Below are 17,330 nucleotides of genomic sequence, written 5' to 3'. Positions count from 1 at the left end.
TAGGGAACCCAGTCTGTTTGTTTCCACCGTTTCAATTGGTATAATGAGTGGTATATGGAACGTAAGGAGGAATAAACATGGATCGATACTGGAAGCTGTTATTTTCTCTCGCTGTCGTCTCTGTCTTGCTGACTGGCTGCGGAACGAAAGCGCAGGAACCGGAAACGGCGGCAGCGAGGGAACAACAGACAGCCGACTCAAAAGAAACGTCCGCCGATGTGCAACCGACAAACGAAAATCTTGCTTCTTCTGCCGGCCCATCTGCCGCAGCGGCGGGCGGGCAAGCACCCGCGAAAGAAGAAACCGCCGAGCAGACGCCGGCGGGTGAAGAGAAACCTGCCTCTTCGCAACCAACGACTTCTTTGTCCTACCGAGCGGGAAATCAAACAGTCACGAAAACAGCGACGCTGCAAACGAGCGACAATCAACATTTTTCCCTCTACGTTTTAGAAGGATGGACGCTTGACGCCGAGGAGCCAAACGCCGACGTCTTGCTCCATGGCGACACCTTTGCCCGCATCCGTCTGCTTTCCGGAGGGGAAACGAACTATGAACAGCTTGCTAAAGAACATGCCCAAGCCGTTGATGCCGACGCCGCCCGCCAGCAAACAGACGAACTGCCTAAGCCGTTCACTGATGCGGTTTGGTACACCGCTCAAGCGGACGGCGTCACCGTTCATGTCATCGCCAGCGCCCAACCGACGCCGATGCTATTGACCGTGCACGCTCCAAACAAGGAAGACGTCCTTGGCGCTGTCCTTGCTATGGCTGCCACATTGCAAAAGCAATAACGCACGGGATGGGTATAGAATCTATATCCGTCAAGTTTGGCCATAAAAATACTTCTCATCATGCACATCAGATGAACCGAAAGAATGTTTCTTCATTTTGCGCATGCCAAATACCCCTCTCAAAGAGGGCTATTTGGCATTTATACCCATAAACCCGTGGTGCTAGATAAACTCAAACAAGCATAAAAATAGCCCTTGCATGAGGATCTCCTTAAAACTCACATTTCGCACCCTAACAGGGTAGAAAGAAAGGATTTTTGATTTCGTTTTTCAGAATCACGTTTCGACCAACACGACGAGCGATGGCAATCCTTTTTTTACCATCGCTCGTCGTTCCGTATGACGTTACACGTAAATGCTCTCATCCAGCCCCAACCCCTGCAGAATCCTTCGCTGATCCGGGTTGAGGGAGCGATCCAGTGAGCGTTGGATGCGCCCATCCGGCAGCTCCAGCAGGACGACGTTCACGTATTGAAACAGCTGAAAAATCGCCTGCCCCGTCGGTCGAGTCAGCTTGCGGCCTCCAGGCCCCTTCAACGGGCGTTCCGGTGTGATGAACGGACGCACCCGGCGCTGAAAGACGCGGTAAATGGCCAAGGCCAAGAGAAATAAATAGCCCAATACCGCAACCCGTTCTGGCTTTTTGACATCAATCTCATCCGTGAAAAAGGGGTCTTTCAAAAAAGCGAAGTTCATTTCCACGGAGATCTGCCCTTTATACAGCTTCAAGATTTCTTGGGCATCCATTTGTTGACCCTTCCATCCCTTCGGAACGGTCGTGACGAGGACAAACCGGGACGCTTTCCGTTTCGCCTGTTCCCACGCCTCGTGATCGAATTCCATGTCAAGGCGCAGGAGATGCAGCGTCTCCATCTCGGGTTCCGCCCCTTTTTTCGGCCGTCCGCGCCGTTTTTTCGGACGCACGATCTCTTCGACCGCGGCCTCGACCCGATGAAACCGGGGGCGAAGGGACGCCTTGAGGGACGCCAAGGCTTGTTCAGCGTCTTCGCGGCACGAGAATGGGTGACGCTCCCAACGGGCTTGTTCCTCGTGAAGAAGCTCCGCTTCTTTGGTTCGTTCTTTTTCAAGCGTCTTTCCTTTTCGCTGGTCGAGCGCGCTCGATTCGACGACGATCAGCCGAACCGGGCGGCCTTCATATGTCGAGGTCGTTTCCCATACCCGGTGCGTGGCGCCGTTTCTCTCGGCCAGCGCAAAGGGATCGCTCCACGTGATGTTGGCGGCCTCGGCCTCGGCCCATGCTCGTTTCACGATCCGGAGCGACGAAGGGCCTCTCGTGATCAAAAAGGCGTTGGCGGCTTTCGTTTGCGCCAAGGTGTCTTTCGTCATCGCGGCGGAATCGGCCACGTAAATCCATTCGTCCTCAATCTTGGCATGTTTGAGCTGTTCATGGACTCGCGACAGCACCTCTGGATTCCACGTTTTGTCAGGCAGGCTGCCGTCGTGCACATCGCCGTAAAACGGGATGCCGTCCTCGTTGCCGACCAGTCCGAAGCCGATCTGTTTTTGCCAACGATGATGGCGGTTGCAGCCATGCGTGATCTGCAGGGCCTCTGGCGAGGCCGATTCATACGCACCGTAAACGGTCTTGTCCGTCGTATCGGCGTGGAACACCCGAAGAGGAAGGCCTTCTTTCCGATAAAGATGAATTAAGCAGGTGCTGATGACGTTGTGAATGCCGGCCTCACAGACGGTCGAGGTGACGGGCCAACGCATCGTCATTCAACCAGGAAGGATGGAGCCCGGAACGGATGAGTTTCTCCAGATCGATCTCCTGAGCCCCTCGTTCCAGGTGAACGAGGGCTTGCCGGCCGTCAAACACATTGTAGATGATGGCCTGAACGGCATCGCTGGCTCGAGTCTGGCACTGCGGGTGGGCGGGAACGAGATGGTCAATCAATGGGGGAAGGCCCAGTTCCTTGACTAGAGCACTTATTATATTCAAATAAGAATTGCGATAGACCGCTTTGACTTGCACATCCATGAGAGAAAAACTCCTTCACTTTCCTTGTGTGTCAAGGATTCATTCGACATCGGAACGAAAAAATCCTCCCGATTTTCGTTGAGAGGGTGCGAAATGTGAGTATATCAACGGATATAGGATATTGACTGAATTTTAAAACATATGCATAATGATGATGTATATGTTTTCCATATGTTGATACATCAACACTTTTTTGGGGTTTGTATCGTACCTATGAGGAATTGAAACCTGAAAAAAATAACAAAAATAGGAAATGGGCTTGTGTTTGTATCGTACCTATGAGGAATTGGAACTTCCACAAGGCGTTTCTGCTTCCCTTTGGAAATATAAGTTTTTATCGTACTTTCTTACTCGAATGGTCCAATGGAAGGAATCAACAACAAAATAAAATTGATCAAAAGGCGAGGATATGGGTATCGAAATATCCAGCGTTTTACTTTGCGTGTCCATCCAGAGAACTCTATCACATTTTAACGTAAAAATCAAGTACATCTTTTGGTGAGCTTTTTGCGATGTTGATTTTATACGGCTTTTTCACCCACTAAAAAAGCATGTTAATCCGTAGAATCCTTAGTGTGCCAAGGGATTGAAGGTTTGGGGTGAATTTTCGTTTTGACCCAAAAATCCGCCGACTTCCCCCTTGATTTTATAGGATCTTACTGGGGTAAAAAGTTTTTTCCCTTCTCTCCCATCCCTTGTGTACCAACGATTTCAGGTCATCGAAAATAGCTCTTGGTGATGAACCTAATTTTAATCTCTTAACAAGATTGCGCTACGATAGGTTCTATTAATATTGCAAAAAGTAAAAAATTCTTGAAGGAGAAGGCGAAATGATCAATAAGAAATGGTTCGTATTATATTTTATTTCTAATACATTTTCTAGATTTGGTGAGAACATATATACGCTTGCGCTTGCATTTATTGTACTAGAAAAAGGTGAGAGTATAACTACGTTCGCATCTGTATTCGCAGTCGAGTATTTACCCTACATAATTATTGGTCCATTTATTGGAAATTTACTAGATAACATGAACAGAAGACTTTTGTTGGTATTATCTGACTCACTTAGGTTTGTTATTTTACTTATAATACCATTATTAGATATATTTGGTTTTTTTTCGTATTGAAGTTATTTATGTTGTTGCTTTTATGATTACGACAGTAATCATGGTGAATAGAATATTATCTGAACATTCGATTTTGCCATATTTGGTCGAAAAAGAACAGTTAAATAAGGTAAATGCATATTATACAGGTACAACACAGATCGCTCAGGCAATGGGACAAATATTAAGTGGTACGATGATTGGATTATGGGGAGCAAGTTTCACATTACTATTCAATTCGTTTTTATACGTAATACCTATATTAGTATTTTTATTTATACCAATTAAATTCCCGAATTATAAAAATAAAAAGGAAAAATCAGAAAAAGGTGTGCTATTGGATTATTTAAGTGAACTAAAAGAAGGTCTAACTCTTCTTCGTACTAATAAAACCTTGTTAGAAGTAACATCTATTAATTGGTTTACAAATCTTGCAAGAGCCTCATTTTATACCTTTTTATTTTATTATCTGGCATCGGAAAATAATTTAAGCTCGATATATATTGGAGTTATTTACAGCGCTGTAATACTACTTGGAATCATATCTTCTGTAATTGCGCCTCGAATAATCAATAAATATGAAGATTTTAAGCTACGTTTATATTCTTTTATGGTCATTTTAGCATCGTTTACTTTCATCGGAATGTTTTTTGTTCCTTGGTACTTTGTAATAGTTCTCTTTTTTATCGAATTCATGCTGACTAATATACGTTCGATGATCGGATTGAAAATCCGTCAAATAGAAATCCCAGATAATTTAATTGGTAGAACAAATGGTTTTATTAATTGCATTATTGCAATTTCATATCCATTATCTGCGCTATTATTCGGTTTTGTTGGAGATTTGTGGGGGACTAAATTCGTATTTTTGTTTATGGGGATAATACATTTTGTAGTAGGTTCCTTATATGCATATAAACATTATATCCATACACCTAATAGAGTAAAAAGGATTGAAAATACACAGACTCACTAGTATTCCTTATTTTGCTCTAAATCATATTTATTATAGATTTAGAGGAATTTATATGTAAGGAGGTGAGAAAAATGGCAGGGAATAACAAAGAAACACTCAAGCCACAACCACTTAAGCCAAAAGGTGTTGCAGCAATTTGTAATCACCCAACAGGTAGAATTATGGAATCAAAGACTCAGTAATTTAAAAATGGGCAAGCAGACGTATACTGTCTGCTTGTCTATTTATAGAAAGCATTCCTGTTAGGAGCTTTTCCGGGGGACTTGATCAAAAAAAGTCCTCTTGGTATGATGCAGGGGTATCAAACATCACTCACCATACCAAGGAGGACTTCAGATGAATTGTACACAAAACTATAAAATTGATCAAGTAACCGAACAAACGCTTGTCGTGGGAATCGATATCGCGAAACGAACCCACTGCGCCTGCTTCGTGGATGACCGGGGGCGCGTGCTTCGAAAATCCTTCCCGGTCCTTCAGTCGAAAAAGGGCTTTCGGCAGCTGTATGAAGGCATCCAGGAGGCGATGCAAGAGTTTGCGAAGTCGGACGTGATCGTCGCGGTGGAACCGACCGGCCACTACTGGTTGAACCTGGCCTGCTTTCTCGAGGAAAAAGGGATCCCGCTGGTCATGGTCAACCCGGCGCATGTGTGTCGGTCGAAAGAACTCGATGACAATCTGCCGACGAAACATGACGCCAAAGACGCCCTGGTCATCGCCAGACTGGCGAAAGACGGACGATTCCTTGTTCCCCGGCTCCTGCACGAGATCGAAGCAGATTTGCGCGTCGGGAGCACCCTCAAAGAAAAGCTCCGCAAGGAACAGACCGCGGTGAAAAACGCGATCATCCGCTGGACCGACCGGTATTTTCCGGAGTTTTGGGCGGTGTTTCGCGATCTGGGAAAAACGGCGCTTTCGGTGTTGGAGTGGACGCCGTTTCCGGCCGATATGGCGGGTCGAACCGCCGAGGAGCTCATCGAGGTGCACCGGCAAAACGAAGGGCTGAAATGCCCGCAGAAAGCCAAAATTCAGGCGTTGATCGACGCCGCGAAGGACTCCATTGGGGTGACGGAAGGGACGACGATGGCCCGTTTTGAGATCGCCGCGCTCGTCCGCCAATACCGCCAATTCGAGGCCGAGATCGCGGCGCTGGACGCGGAGTTGAAGGCGTTGGTTCAAACGACGATGGAGGATCAATGGCTGAAAACGGTCGACGGGTTGGGGGACGCCACGATCATTGACCTGCTGGCGGAGATCGGCAGTTTCACCCACTATCGGGACCCGCGTCAATTGGTGAAATTAGCGGGCCTGACGCTCAAGGAGAACTCCTCCGGCCAGCGCAAAGGGCAAAAGCGGATCTCCAAACGGGGGCGAAAACGGCTGCGATCGGTGCTGTTTCGGGCGGTGATTCCGCTGATCCGGCACAACGAGGCGTTTCGCGCGCTGCATGAGTATGACACGACCCGATCCGTCAACCCGCTGACCGGAAAACAGTCTATCGTGGCGTTATGCCGAAAACGGCTGAATGTGCTGTTTGCGATTTGTACGAAGAAACAAGCCTTTGACGCAGAGCGAATGATGCAGGACGTCTTGTCCCAGGTTCAAAACCGGGCGGCCTAAGGCCTCCCCCACGAACAGAAAAAACGTTTGACAACAGGATGACACCGGAGAAGCTGGCGTGATCTCCTCCATGCGACCTCGAGTCCCCAGGAAAGCTTGGCCGGCCTCCGCCTGATGACGAGACCGAACGAGGGAATGTTGGCGCCAAGACGCCCGGAGACATGGGAGGGTTCGTCCTCATCAGCGATGCGGAGATCCAAGGGTGCATCGAATACGCTCCCCCACGTCAGGAAAATGTATCCAGCCGTGACCGCGAAGCGCACCCTGGTTCTGTAAGATATCCACAAAACTGAAAAAGGATGTAAGGGATTTTGTCGAAAAATATTTTTTTGACACCCCTGAGAGGCCGCAAAGCCTTGATATATCAACATTTCTAGAGGGAGGTGCAGAGAATTACAACTTGACATGGAGCCTCTGGGGGCGTGATTAAAAAGCCAGAAAGCCAGCAATATCAAGGGCTGGCTACGCCTAAAAAGGCTATCACGCCCCCCACTCCATGTCAAGTTGGCCTAAGCCAAATTCTCTGCAGATCTCTGCATTTTTATTTTGCAATAAACAGAGCTCGAAGCATTCGGTATCGGGTCCGGACTCTCTTCCATCTCGTCCATAGGACGAGCCGGATCCTCCTCCGAATCCATTTGTCCAATGCCTTCAGTGAGCTGGGCGTTTCAACGAGTGCATAGTATCCCATCCACCCCATCAGGTACCGGTTCAAATCCTCAATGATGCTCTCCATAGGGGCTGGATTCGTCGCCCTGGTTAGGGTCCGGATTTTATCCTTGACCCGTTTGAGTGATTTTGGGGCGATACGGATTTTCGTTTCCTTCTGAGGAGTAAAGCTGAACCCCAGAAACTTTCGCCTCCATGGGCGGTCTACCGCACTCTTCTCCTCATTCACCTTGAGCTTTAACTTCTTCTCCAAGTATTTCGTGATACTTGCCTTCACACGCTCCCCCGCCCGCCGGGACTTCACATAGATGTTACAGTCATCGGCATAGCGGCAGAAACGGAGTCCCCGTTTCTCCAGTTCTTTGTCCAAGTCGTCCAGAAGGATATTTGCCAGCAAGGGACTCAGTGGTCCTCCCTGCGGTGTCCCTTCTTCACTTCGGACACACACTCCCTCCACCATGATTCCTGCCTTCAGATAAGCCCGAATCAGCTTAAGGACTCGTTTGTCTTTCACTTTTCGGGCCACCCGGCTCATCAGGATGTCATGGTTGACCCGGTCAAAGAATTTCTCCAGGTCGATGTCTACCACATAGCGGTATCCTTCCCGGATATACTTTTGCGCCTGACGCACTGCGTCATGTCCCCGCCGATTGGGGCGGAACCCATAGCTGTTTGGGGAGAACGTGGGGTCAAAGATGGGCGTCAATACTTGGAGGATGGCTTGCTGGATGAGACGGTCCATCACGGTGGGGATTCCCAAAAGCCTTATCCCTCCGTCAGGTTTCGGGATTTCGACCCTTCGGACCGGAGATGGCTTATAGGTTCCCTTCAAAAGTTGTGGTTTCCTTTTATCCCAGTGCTGGACGATATAGGCCCGGAGTTGTCGGGTTGACACTCCATCAATGCCTCCCGCACCTTTGTTGGCTTCCACCTTGTGCAAGGCGGCCAGCAGATTTTCCCGTGACAGAATCTGTTCCATCAAGTCCATCCGATATTTCTCTCTCCCTTCGCAGGATGAGCTTCAGGTCTTGCCGGCCGGTGCTCCGCCCTCTTGGGGTCCCTCCGGGCTTCACCCGTACTTCCCCCAAGCAGTTCCATCCGGAATTCTGCGTTCTGCGCACCGAATCTCGAAAGAGTCTGATTCATCCTTGGGTTGACGTTCAGCCCTTCCCTGCTCAGGCGTCCCTGAATCAGGTACTATGGCCTCTGCTGACTTCTGTACGTTCAGCGATGCCTTCCGACACCGGTTACCATCTTCAAATGGCGTTCCGTACAGACCTCCCCGGGTAAGAGCGTGCTCTTTCCGCTCATGTACCTGCCCAATATATTAGACTAGCCCTTGGCGGCTTAGGACTTCGTCTTGTTTCGCAGACTTATCCGACTAGCCTAACCTCAAATTGGGTTCGTGTACCTCAGGTCAAGCGTTTGCCTTAAGCTTCCTCCAGATTCCACCTCGCGATGGACACCCTTGCTCTTGGCTAACGGTAGGCGCTCGCCAGCCCCCGTTCGGGACTTTCACCCTAGAGAGCACACCCATGCCGGGCGCACGAAAAATGCCCCAAGTGTTTTTCATCACTTGGGGCATGGATTGAAGTTGCGTTAGCAAATTCGTTCCTTATTTCTTATATTATATTATTTGCTTTTAACCATTCTTCAAATAGCTTACTTCCGACTTCATAAGATAAATCATCTGCATCAACAGTAAAAATTTTGTAACCATATTTTTCATGGAAATCATACTTATCTAATATTTTTTTAACTAATGTAGTATCTTGTTCATTATCTAAAAAAACTACCCATTTATTTTCATTCTGAATTTTATATGCGACTGCTTCTAAATCAACATTGTTCTCATAATATCCTAAATGAAGATGCTGATTTGGATCAAATTTCACGTTTATTCACCCCCTATAATTGATTATCATATGAAGTGATGTTTTTTCATGTTAGGAGCTACATGATAATGTAGATAAGGTCCTTTTCCGTCAATATAATGATAATCTAATCTAAAGATAGGCTGTTTAGTTTTTTTGTTACGAACCTGAATAATTCTTCCACCACTTGGTCCATCAATAACATAATTATCTATATAGATGCAATTTGAAGCTTTAACATTTGTCGCTTTTACCGAGCATTTGATCGACTGTCGGGCGACCGAACAACGCCGCTTCCAGACCCATGTATGGGTCTGTGAATCGGGTGGTTGTTCGGTCTTCCGTCACGCCAAGGCGTGACGGGGCAAGCCTGTGGCTTGCCTTCGACATTCGAAAAATGGACAAGCCACTTTTCCGTCAAGGATATGTTAAACTTTTTCGTTGCATCTATATAGATTTTTTAAGGCTTTTTCGATATGGGGCCTAGCTACAGACCAGCCTTTTTCCATTGCCTTTTTTCCAGCTTTACTAGTTAAAGCGCGTAAAGCTGCTGCAACTACAGGTACCCACTGAGCATTTACTTCATCTTGACTTAATTGAGCTTCTGCTTCTTGAATGGCAATAATTTCTTCCATTTCATTAAATACAGAATCACTTGTTAAAAACTCAAATTTTTCATCAAAATTATCAATATTAATATTTTCTAAATTAGTATTATAGTATTCGGATAATTGTTCTATGGTAGCTGGTGCAGCTTGCTCAGCAATTATTTCCACTTCATTATTTTCAAGATTTATAACTTCTTCATAGGTTGGTGTTTGTAACTCTTTTGAAAAAGTATCTTCGCTATTTTCTGTTACTGATATTTCTTTTACTGCTCCTTCTGCATATAAGACGGAAGGACTTACTGCTGTAAATACCATTACAATTGCAATCAAACTAGATAAAAAAACTTTAAAGTTCAAGTTGTCTCGCCTCCTCAACTAAGTTAGTTAATTATGAATTATATATAAATTATACCATTATTATACATATATTTGTTCTATTTTTCTGAATTTTTACATATCTTAAAAGCCTCTTCTAAATTGAAGATCCTATATCCGTCAGTAGTTTTTTCGATAGAAGATTGTATGATTATCTCTCTTAAATCTTTATTATCTAATAAAGGATTATAGCTTAAGAGTAATGCTAGGCCTCCGGCAACATGAGCTGCAGCTAAAGATGTACCGCTTCTTATAGTATAGTTACCGTCTATAGATGTACTTAATATCTTGTGTCCTGGTGCCATAACCGTGAGTTCTTTTCCAGTATTAGAGCCAACCCACCTCTCGTTATTTTCAGTTATTGCCCCTACAGCAATAACTTCTTCGTATTTTGCGGGATATGTAATAGAGTTGTTTGATAGAGCAGTATTTCCAGTAGATGCAATAAGAGTAATATTTTCTGAATCAGCTTTCTTAATAGCTTCTTTTAATATACGTGAATCTTTACTTCCACCAAAACTCATGAGAATAATATCTATATCATTATTAATAGCCCACTCAATTCCCTTAGCAATATTTTCGTATGAGCCAATTTGCTTCTTATTTAATACTTTTACTGAGTATAGTTCTGCTTTTGGTGCAATTTGTGCAATAATCCCTGCTATATGTGTACCGTGTCCATTATCATCTTCGTAATTCGTCGAATGATTAATAATATCTACCAGTGCCGTCTACAACGTACATCATTTGTCCCCCTTTTAACACTCACATTTTCCAATCCTAATAACAACAAATTATTCAAAATAAGTATGTCGAATTTTGTCTGGAAATCAAAAAAACCCCTTACACGAAGCAAGGGGCTACACAAACGTTTTATTTTCTTCTTTTCGGAAAAACGTCTTCATGGCGTGAAAAACGTCTGACTTTTGCTTAAGAATATAATACCGAAACTTTTCATCTTTAATGTTTTTATAAGCAGACATAAGCGTTGAATGGCGGTTGTACTGATACAACTATACACCCTATACACATTGGCCGTGTTATCTATAATCCATCATATGCTCCAAAGCCTCTTCAAAAAACTCACACGCTGCAACGATTCCCTCGGCAAAAGCCTGTTCCACGACGTCTTCTGTTTCCATTTTAGCATATTCGTTCCGCTGATCAGCGATAAAAGCGTGAAGAAGGAGTAACCTAACTATCAATCTGTCCATGATGTCCCTCCTTGCGGATCACGCAGTTTCAACCGCGCTCCAGCTACCTTTATATCGGAGTAAACTGACTGCTGTGATTGTTGCGGCTGTTTCAATGACCGCAAGAACCCCAGAAACGATGGCGCCTGGAAAACCCGAAAAGGATATGGCCGATCAAGAGCATACCTTGTATCTGACAGTATGAGAATGTACGGGAATACTACTTTTCCTGCCGGCTGCCAAGGCTCCTCAGCGATCAGTCCGCTTTCGTATAGGGCGATATACCGGCTTAGTTTTTCCTCGATCATTTTTTCAGTGTAAAAAGTACGTTGGCACTCGAGGAAAAACGGCGTCCGCTGATAGATAAAAAACGCGTCGGGTTCAGCCAGCCCTTTTCGATATTTCGGCTCGACGATAAACTGCTCGACCGGTCCGGCTGAAAGAATTTCTTTATACACCTTTACGATCTCGAGATAATGGGGGATTTTTTGTGAGTTCTTTTTGATGTTGCTCTCAGCGCAAAAATACACGTAAGGGATAAACGCAGTAGAACGCTGTATATGCCCGTCGCGAACCAGCCGCAATAGGACGTTATTGGCGCTTTCCTGTGGACGCTTTAGCCCTTTGAAATGGATCTCCGCAATGTCGTCGCGGCTCATCACGCGGAATCGTTGTAAATCGGCGATGATCGCTTTATCACGTTTGGTCAGCATCGTCTAACACCCCTAAAATCATTTCTTCACTGACATGATCCTGAGGGTTAGTCATCTCCAAACCGGCTTGCAAGACATTCCCTCGATCAGCCACCTTGTATGCCTCGAGAATCTTCTGCGCCCGTTCCAGAGACAAAAACGGCGCCTGAAGTTCCACTAATCCTTCTCGCTTCAACAAGAACCGACCGCGCTGTTCAATGCTGATTTTTTCCGCCCCTGGCGTGCCGATGATTTTAGCGTTTGACAAATCGGCCGCACGAAAACCCATCCGCACCGTTAAATTCGCCCTTATTTTTGTATCGAGTATGTCGTGGCTCGGCCGTTGCATGGATAAAATCACAATTATATTGAGCGCCCGACCGATCGCTACAAGCTGAACCAACGTGTCCATGATATCTTTTTCATCTTTCACGACGACTAGCTCATCGATGCAAACAAGAATGATAGGCGGTCGTGCCGATTCCGGCAAATCATTGATATGAGCCACTTCTTTTTCATGGAGCATCCGGCTGCGCCGATTCATTTCAGCCTGGATAAACCATAGCGTCCTTTTTAGTTGTCCTGGAGTTGTGCAAACTGCTTTCACTTGACGACAGCGTTTGAAAATATGAAACTCTGACATCTTCAAATCGGCGCAGTAAATGTTTAGCTTGCTCTCATCGTAGTATTGAATCAGCGTTGTCAGAATCGACCTCAACTGCGTTGATTTTCCGCTGCCACTTTCCCCAGCAATCAGCAGATGCGGCTCTTGGATCGCATCATAGGCAATATATCGGCCATATCTGTCCATCCCACAAATAATCGGAAGCGCTAACCCCTCGAGGTGAGGCTTGATCTTTTCAAAGCTATAAGAAAGCTCATTGGGCAATCCTCGATGATAAATGGTCAGCGTAAATCTTTTATAATCTCCCTCCAATTGAACATGCTGACCAAACACTTGTTGAAACACATATTCTTTTTTTAAAACCTCTTTTGGATCCATGCCATTAACGAGAGTAAAAGCATACTCGATTCGATCGCTATCATTTATTACACTGTGAATCTTTGGGAACACTTTTAGCTCCCGCTCGCCGCTCCGATAGGTCACATACAACCCGGCCGCTTGAAACGCTCTTCTCAGCTGAGATTTTGCGCGTTGCTTTTGCAGCCATTTCCTCACATCACAGCCCTCCCAGACTGAAAAATAACCACAACACCGCCCCATAAACGACTACCGGAAATACAATACGGCCACAATCGGTGACTTTTTCAGCGACATCGGTCATCCTCATCATGACGAGCCCTCTCTCTATGAACGCTGACAACGTGATTGCCCCGACTCCTGTCATCAGCAAGGCAAAATCGGGATCTTGAACAGGAAATAAATGATGCGGAGTGATAACAGGGAACAACGCTGGAACGACTATGCCTGGCTTCGCCTTCGTCCGTTTTTTAGCCATAAACTCCCCAAACGGGATGATTTCCGTCTGACGTTTAAAAATCATCGTCTCTCACCTCCTGTATTTTTGGTTTCCTCCCCCTCGCGCTCCCCCTCCTCCCTCGTCGTCGCTTCGCTCCTCCTAACAAACGCTGGATTTCTTGGTACATGAGGCATTTCGCTCGTACAAGTGCACTAGAAGAACAGTGTAGAAAAAGTGACTGAAGTGAAAATAAACAGTTTCGAAATCCTGTCGAGAGAGCGATACTGGGACGCCTAATGAAGTGAAGGGAAAGTTTTGCTACTGTGGGGCTTTTGTGTTATTAGCCTATGTGCTGGTGGTTGTCCGTTTATCTTGTCCATCGAAAAAATTCCGATACATCTTATCCTTTTCTGGAGGATCAGAACGACCTTACGGCGAAATGAAAAACTGGAGGGGATTCGATGACTGGATATAAATGCATGTTAAAGGTGATCCTAGCCCAAGAAAGCATTAAACACGGGGAATTTGCTAAGAGGATCAATATTAGCCCTGGAACGCTAAGCGCCATCGTTAACGACAAGCAGCTACCATCGTTCAATGTAGCCTATGCAATCTGTGAGGAACTAGGGATGCCGATCAATGAGATATGGATAAAGAAAGAGCCTACTCAAAATGAGTAGGCGTTGTTACACTGATCAGTCGAGAAATATTTCCCTTTTTATAAAATATAGACCATAAACCAATTTTTTGTACTATAATTTAACTAAATTAACTCATTTATATAGGTAATTAAGGGGGAAATCGAATGAGAAAAACACTGCTCATCACTTTAATTGCTGTGGTATCTGCGCTGTTTTCTGGATGCGGAAACAACGAAAAGGCTAGCGCACCAGAAAAAGACTCAAAACAAATAGACCAAGTTCAAGGCGTTGACCAGCAGAAAAGCGATGGTAAAGAGGCTTTTGAAAACTATCTAAATTCCATCACGCCTATCCTTCAAGAGATCGGTACTTGGGGACAAAAATATGAGGATCTAAGAACCAAGTCGGCGAACGGTCAAATCTCTAACGAAGAATTTGCTGCAGCTATATCTAATGAATTGCTGCCTGAAGGAAATAAATTACAAGAGAAAATGGAAAGCATCATGCCAGAAGAAAAAGAGTTCCGTGATGTCCAAGAAAAATTAAATCAAATGATGGCTAAAAACAACCAGGCGTTTTCTGAAATTATTGCTGCTATCAATGCCGGAGACGCATCAAAAATCACTTCTGCAAACAATCTTTTGAGTGAAGCAAGAGAGTTAGAACGGCAAGCATATTACGATCTTAAAGATTTATCTGACAAATATGGAGTTCCTTTCATGAATCAATAATAAAATGAAATGAAATGAAAAGAAAAGTCAAAGGAATTGTCGATCGTTTTGAAGGCGATATTGCAGTAGTTGAGATTGATAAAAAAACTCTTGACCTTCCGAAGACTATTTTTCCAAAAGAAATTGACGTAGGGGATGTTGTTATTATTGAGGTGACGATTGATAAAAAAGAAACAGAAAAACTTCGAAAAGAGATCGAAGAGTTGATGAATGAGGTGTTTGAGGATTAAAGCCCTTCTCACATGAGAAGGGCAATCATTTAATAACCTTTTGATTTTAATACTGCTTTTAATTTTTCCATTGTGTTTGGACCATATACTCCGTCAACCTCATAAGGCAAATAAACCTTTTGGAATCTGCGAACTGCATCCTCTGTTTTGGGACCGTATACCCCATCCGCTTCTCCGCATTTAAAGTTTACGGCGTTTAGAGCATTCTGCAACAATTTAACGTTAGGGCCCTTTGAGCCACGCTTCAAGATCCCAGACGGCAGAGGATATTTATATTCGGATTGTTCTTTTTTGGGAGCGTCAGGTTTAGGCGTATATGCATTTTTTGCGCGCCCTAGGTTAATAACCTGTCCGACTTTCAGGTTTCTTGGATCTACTCCTGGATTAGCTGCTATTAAATCTTCAACCGTAATTCCTTCTGGTCCATCTTTTGCTGCGATGCTCCAGAATGTATCCCCTTCCTGGATTGTATATGTGTCAGGTAGTGGTGCCGGCTTGCTCGGTGTTGCTTCACCTTTCCATTGAATGGCTTTCCGGTAGTCGTAAACGCAGCATTGCTTCCAAGCATATCCTGGCATTTCATTATGCGATTTATCTTCTTTACCAATGCCATCCGCTGTTAAAGCATCGTGTAGTTCAGCAATAGAACGCATAGCAGGTTCAGACAGCTTATCATATCGATAATCGCCAATAACGCAAATCCCTAATGAGAAATTGTTGCTGTTACCAACGTGATACGACTTTTTAGCAATATCAACACAGTAATAAATTGCCGCACGTCCGTTGATTACTTTATTAGGATCGATGACAAGTGCATAACCGATTTCTGGCCATCCGTTTGTACGAACATGATAATCTGCAAAAGCATGGACGTTTGAACCTTTTAGATTTAGTTTCGTGAGGGAGTGATGCCATACCCGTGTTGTAATTGCTTTTACGCCGCCATTTCGCATGTTATACTGCCCTTTATGTGGAAGTTTCCCCCTCATATCAATCAATTGTGGAAGTCGTTCGAACTTATATCCCATGTAAATGCCCCCTTTGGTTTAAAATTAATAAAGAGCAACGTTTCCGCTGCTCTTTACGACAATCCATGTTTTTCTAATACCTCTTTTTGCTTGCGCCCCTTCTTGCTGAGATAGTTATTTTTCCAGCCCATGTATAGCGCATAAATTCCGGATACCACAGCAACAATATCATTCACTAAATCATCGGGAATTGTCTGATATCCAAGCATGTTTAATACAGCGTTGATAACAGCGACAATGAGCAGAGCAAAACGCGATACACTCGCTTTATCCATTGTAGCTCATCTCCTTTTCTAATGCGTCTAACCGTTTATGAGCTTGCTTGGAACTCTCTTCTACGCGCGTGATTCGTTCACCCAGCGCAATCATCTGTCTTTCGTTTGCTTTTAAGTCAATTCGGATATCATCAACCCCCTTTCTGATGTACCCTAACTCGGCCTTCAACTCCGCACTTTCTTGGCTGTCCGTTTTGAGTGCTTTTGTTCTGTTCAACGAATATGCAAGATAGCTGATAATAAGCGAAAGCACTGCGATTAACATTCCGACTTCGATCGTCAAGTTAATCACCCTTTCTACAACAAAATAAAAACAGCTTTTCAGCTGCTCATACACCTCTTTTTAAAACGAGATTTTTTAAAACTTTCTGCCTCAATCGATGACAATCCGCGTGTTTCATGTAACCCAGATAAGACATGAGAGTAGATCGTACTTCATCGGCGCTCACCTCCCCTCGGGCATAAGCCTTTTTTAAATATCTCAAGCGCCTTTTCATTTTCTTGGCGGTTTTCTTTTTTAATTTCCTATGAGTCGGCCATATGCGATAACCAACGAATTCGATTCCTGTTGAGATTGGACGTATCGCTGTTTTGTTATTCAGCTGCAGACGGAGTTCGCTTTGCAAGAAGATATTCAGTTCTTCCAATACATCTCGCAATTCTTTTTTATCTTCACTTAGAATTACAATATCGTCCATATATCGTATGTAGTAATGAAGATGCAGCTGGTGCTTGGCGTACTGATCAAGCTCATTAAGATAAAGGTTTGCGAACAATTGAGAAGTTAAATTCCCGATTGGTATTCCTATCCCATCGATTCGTTCTTGCTCAAAGCCGTGATCACCTAAAGGAATGCCGAATTTCGTATCTTCAGACCGTATAATCGTTTCTAGTAGCCACAAAACATCACGGTCTTTAATTTTTCTCTCCAGGATTTGCATGAGAATATCATGATCAATTCGATAAAAATATTTGCTGATATCGAGCTTTAAGTAATAGGGCTTTTCAGCGCTTCTATCTAATTTTCTCAGCCAATATTGCAAACGGTCAGCAGCCTTTTGAATGCCCTTACCTTTGCGACAAGCATAGGAATCGTAG

At 44.6% G+C, this 17,330-nt stretch carries 18 protein-coding genes and 3 pseudogenes; 7 read left to right on the top strand and 14 right to left on the bottom strand.

What is annotated here, in order from left to right; all coding sequences use genetic code 11:
• The first annotated feature begins 77 nt into the window (after positions 1 to 77).
• Complete coding sequence (locus GJ1_RS15340) at positions 78 to 791, top strand: DUF8580 domain-containing lipoprotein (protein ID WP_066234236.1); 714 nt, start codon at positions 78 to 80, stop codon at positions 789 to 791.
• 345 nt (positions 792 to 1,136) lie between these two features.
• Here GJ1_RS15340 and GJ1_RS15335 read toward each other — a convergent pair.
• Positions 1,137 to 2,793 (bottom strand): annotated as a pseudogene (locus GJ1_RS15335) (IS1634 family transposase).
• Positions 2,794 to 3,144: 351 nt separating this feature from the next.
• Here GJ1_RS15335 and GJ1_RS18045 point away from each other — a divergent pair.
• The 3 genes and pseudogenes from GJ1_RS18045 to GJ1_RS15320 all read left to right on the top strand — a co-directional run.
• Positions 3,145 to 3,267, top strand: a pseudogene (locus tag GJ1_RS18045) (transposase); the annotation flags it as partial.
• Between the two features lie 675 nt (positions 3,268 to 3,942).
• Positions 3,943 to 4,875, top strand: a complete 933-nt coding sequence (locus tag GJ1_RS15325) for an MFS transporter (RefSeq protein ID WP_083510027.1) — start codon at positions 3,943 to 3,945, stop codon at positions 4,873 to 4,875.
• 336 nt (positions 4,876 to 5,211) lie between these two features.
• On the top strand, positions 5,212 to 6,495 hold the full coding sequence (locus GJ1_RS15320; protein WP_066234226.1) for an IS110 family RNA-guided transposase: 1,284 nt from the start codon (positions 5,212 to 5,214) through the stop codon (positions 6,493 to 6,495).
• A 541-nt stretch (positions 6,496 to 7,036) separates the two neighbouring features.
• On the opposite strand, the gene ltrA is transcribed toward GJ1_RS15320, so the two are convergent.
• The 9 genes and pseudogenes from ltrA to GJ1_RS15290 all read right to left on the bottom strand — a co-directional run bounded on the left by ltrA (position 7,037) and on the right by GJ1_RS15290 (position 13,411).
• Positions 7,037 to 8,152: a group II intron reverse transcriptase/maturase gene (ltrA, locus tag GJ1_RS15315; protein ID WP_083510026.1), complete on the bottom strand. Its 1,116-nt coding sequence runs from the start codon at positions 8,150 to 8,152 to the stop codon at positions 7,037 to 7,039.
• A 634-nt stretch (positions 8,153 to 8,786) separates the two neighbouring features.
• A complete protein-coding gene (locus GJ1_RS15310; RefSeq protein ID WP_033026638.1) occupies positions 8,787 to 9,059 on the bottom strand; it encodes a DUF3986 family protein in 273 nt (90 codons plus the stop codon).
• Between the two features lie 407 nt (positions 9,060 to 9,466).
• Positions 9,467 to 10,003, bottom strand: a complete 537-nt coding sequence (locus GJ1_RS15305; protein WP_066234223.1) for a hypothetical protein — start codon at positions 10,001 to 10,003, stop codon at positions 9,467 to 9,469.
• 77 nt (positions 10,004 to 10,080) lie between these two features.
• Entirely contained in the window at positions 10,081 to 10,734 is a 654-nt protein-coding gene (locus tag GJ1_RS18040) for a S8 family peptidase (protein ID WP_281176953.1), read from the bottom strand.
• 147 nt (positions 10,735 to 10,881) lie between these two features.
• Positions 10,882 to 11,028, bottom strand: a pseudogene (locus GJ1_RS19140) (sporulation protein YhbH); the annotation flags it as partial.
• 33 nt (positions 11,029 to 11,061) lie between these two features.
• Positions 11,062 to 11,235, bottom strand: a complete 174-nt coding sequence (locus tag GJ1_RS18740) for a hypothetical protein (protein WP_165754810.1) — start codon at positions 11,233 to 11,235, stop codon at positions 11,062 to 11,064.
• Positions 11,223 to 11,927, bottom strand: a complete 705-nt coding sequence (locus GJ1_RS15300) for a hypothetical protein (RefSeq protein ID WP_066234220.1) — start codon at positions 11,925 to 11,927, stop codon at positions 11,223 to 11,225. Before GJ1_RS15300 ends, GJ1_RS18740 begins: the two co-directional genes overlap by 13 nt.
• Positions 11,911 to 13,086, bottom strand: a complete 1,176-nt coding sequence (locus GJ1_RS15295; protein ID WP_245629428.1) for an FtsK/SpoIIIE domain-containing protein — start codon at positions 13,084 to 13,086, stop codon at positions 11,911 to 11,913. Before GJ1_RS15295 ends, GJ1_RS15300 begins: the two co-directional genes overlap by 17 nt.
• A 1-nt stretch (position 13,087) precedes the next feature.
• Positions 13,088 to 13,411, bottom strand: a complete 324-nt coding sequence (locus GJ1_RS15290; protein WP_066234217.1) for a hypothetical protein — start codon at positions 13,409 to 13,411, stop codon at positions 13,088 to 13,090.
• 377 nt (positions 13,412 to 13,788) lie between these two features.
• Between GJ1_RS15290 and GJ1_RS15285 the strand changes: the two genes are divergently transcribed.
• The 3 genes from GJ1_RS15285 to GJ1_RS15275 all read left to right on the top strand — a co-directional run bounded on the left by GJ1_RS15285 (position 13,789) and on the right by GJ1_RS15275 (position 14,929).
• Positions 13,789 to 14,007: a helix-turn-helix transcriptional regulator gene (locus GJ1_RS15285; protein WP_066234215.1), complete on the top strand. Its 219-nt coding sequence runs from the start codon at positions 13,789 to 13,791 to the stop codon at positions 14,005 to 14,007.
• Between the two features lie 125 nt (positions 14,008 to 14,132).
• The gene (locus tag GJ1_RS15280) at positions 14,133 to 14,699 is read left to right on the top strand and encodes a hypothetical protein (protein ID WP_062678912.1); all 567 of its coding nucleotides are present in this window, start codon (positions 14,133 to 14,135) and stop codon (positions 14,697 to 14,699) included.
• A 14-nt stretch (positions 14,700 to 14,713) separates the two neighbouring features.
• On the top strand, positions 14,714 to 14,929 hold the full coding sequence (locus tag GJ1_RS15275; RefSeq protein WP_066234212.1) for a DUF3006 domain-containing protein: 216 nt from the start codon (positions 14,714 to 14,716) through the stop codon (positions 14,927 to 14,929).
• A gap of 29 nt (positions 14,930 to 14,958) precedes the next feature.
• Here the strand turns inward: GJ1_RS15275 and GJ1_RS19315 are convergent, their stop codons facing one another.
• The 4 genes from GJ1_RS19315 to GJ1_RS15255 form a co-directional block, all read right to left on the bottom strand.
• The gene (locus GJ1_RS19315) at positions 14,959 to 15,957 is read right to left on the bottom strand and encodes a peptidoglycan-binding protein (protein WP_066234209.1); all 999 of its coding nucleotides are present in this window, start codon (positions 15,955 to 15,957) and stop codon (positions 14,959 to 14,961) included.
• 53 nt (positions 15,958 to 16,010) lie between these two features.
• Positions 16,011 to 16,232 carry a phage holin gene (locus tag GJ1_RS15265; RefSeq protein WP_066234206.1) on the bottom strand — a complete coding sequence of 74 codons (222 nt, stop codon included), beginning with the start codon at positions 16,230 to 16,232 and terminating at the stop codon, positions 16,011 to 16,013.
• Positions 16,225 to 16,515 (bottom strand): hypothetical protein, encoded by a 291-nt coding sequence (locus GJ1_RS15260; protein WP_066234239.1) that lies wholly within the window; start codon positions 16,513 to 16,515, stop codon positions 16,225 to 16,227. Before GJ1_RS15260 ends, GJ1_RS15265 begins: the two co-directional genes overlap by 8 nt.
• A gap of 46 nt (positions 16,516 to 16,561) precedes the next feature.
• A partial coding sequence (locus tag GJ1_RS15255; protein ID WP_066234201.1) for an RNA-directed DNA polymerase occupies positions 16,562 to 17,330 on the bottom strand: 769 nt, incomplete at its 5' end.

The sequence above is a fragment of the Geobacillus jurassicus NBRC 107829 genome (genome assembly GCF_001544315.1).
Lineage (GTDB): Bacteria > Bacillota > Bacilli > Bacillales > Anoxybacillaceae > Geobacillus > Geobacillus jurassicus.
The sequence above is the reverse complement of the archived record's forward strand: the minus strand, read 5'-3'. Positions and strand labels throughout refer to the sequence as shown.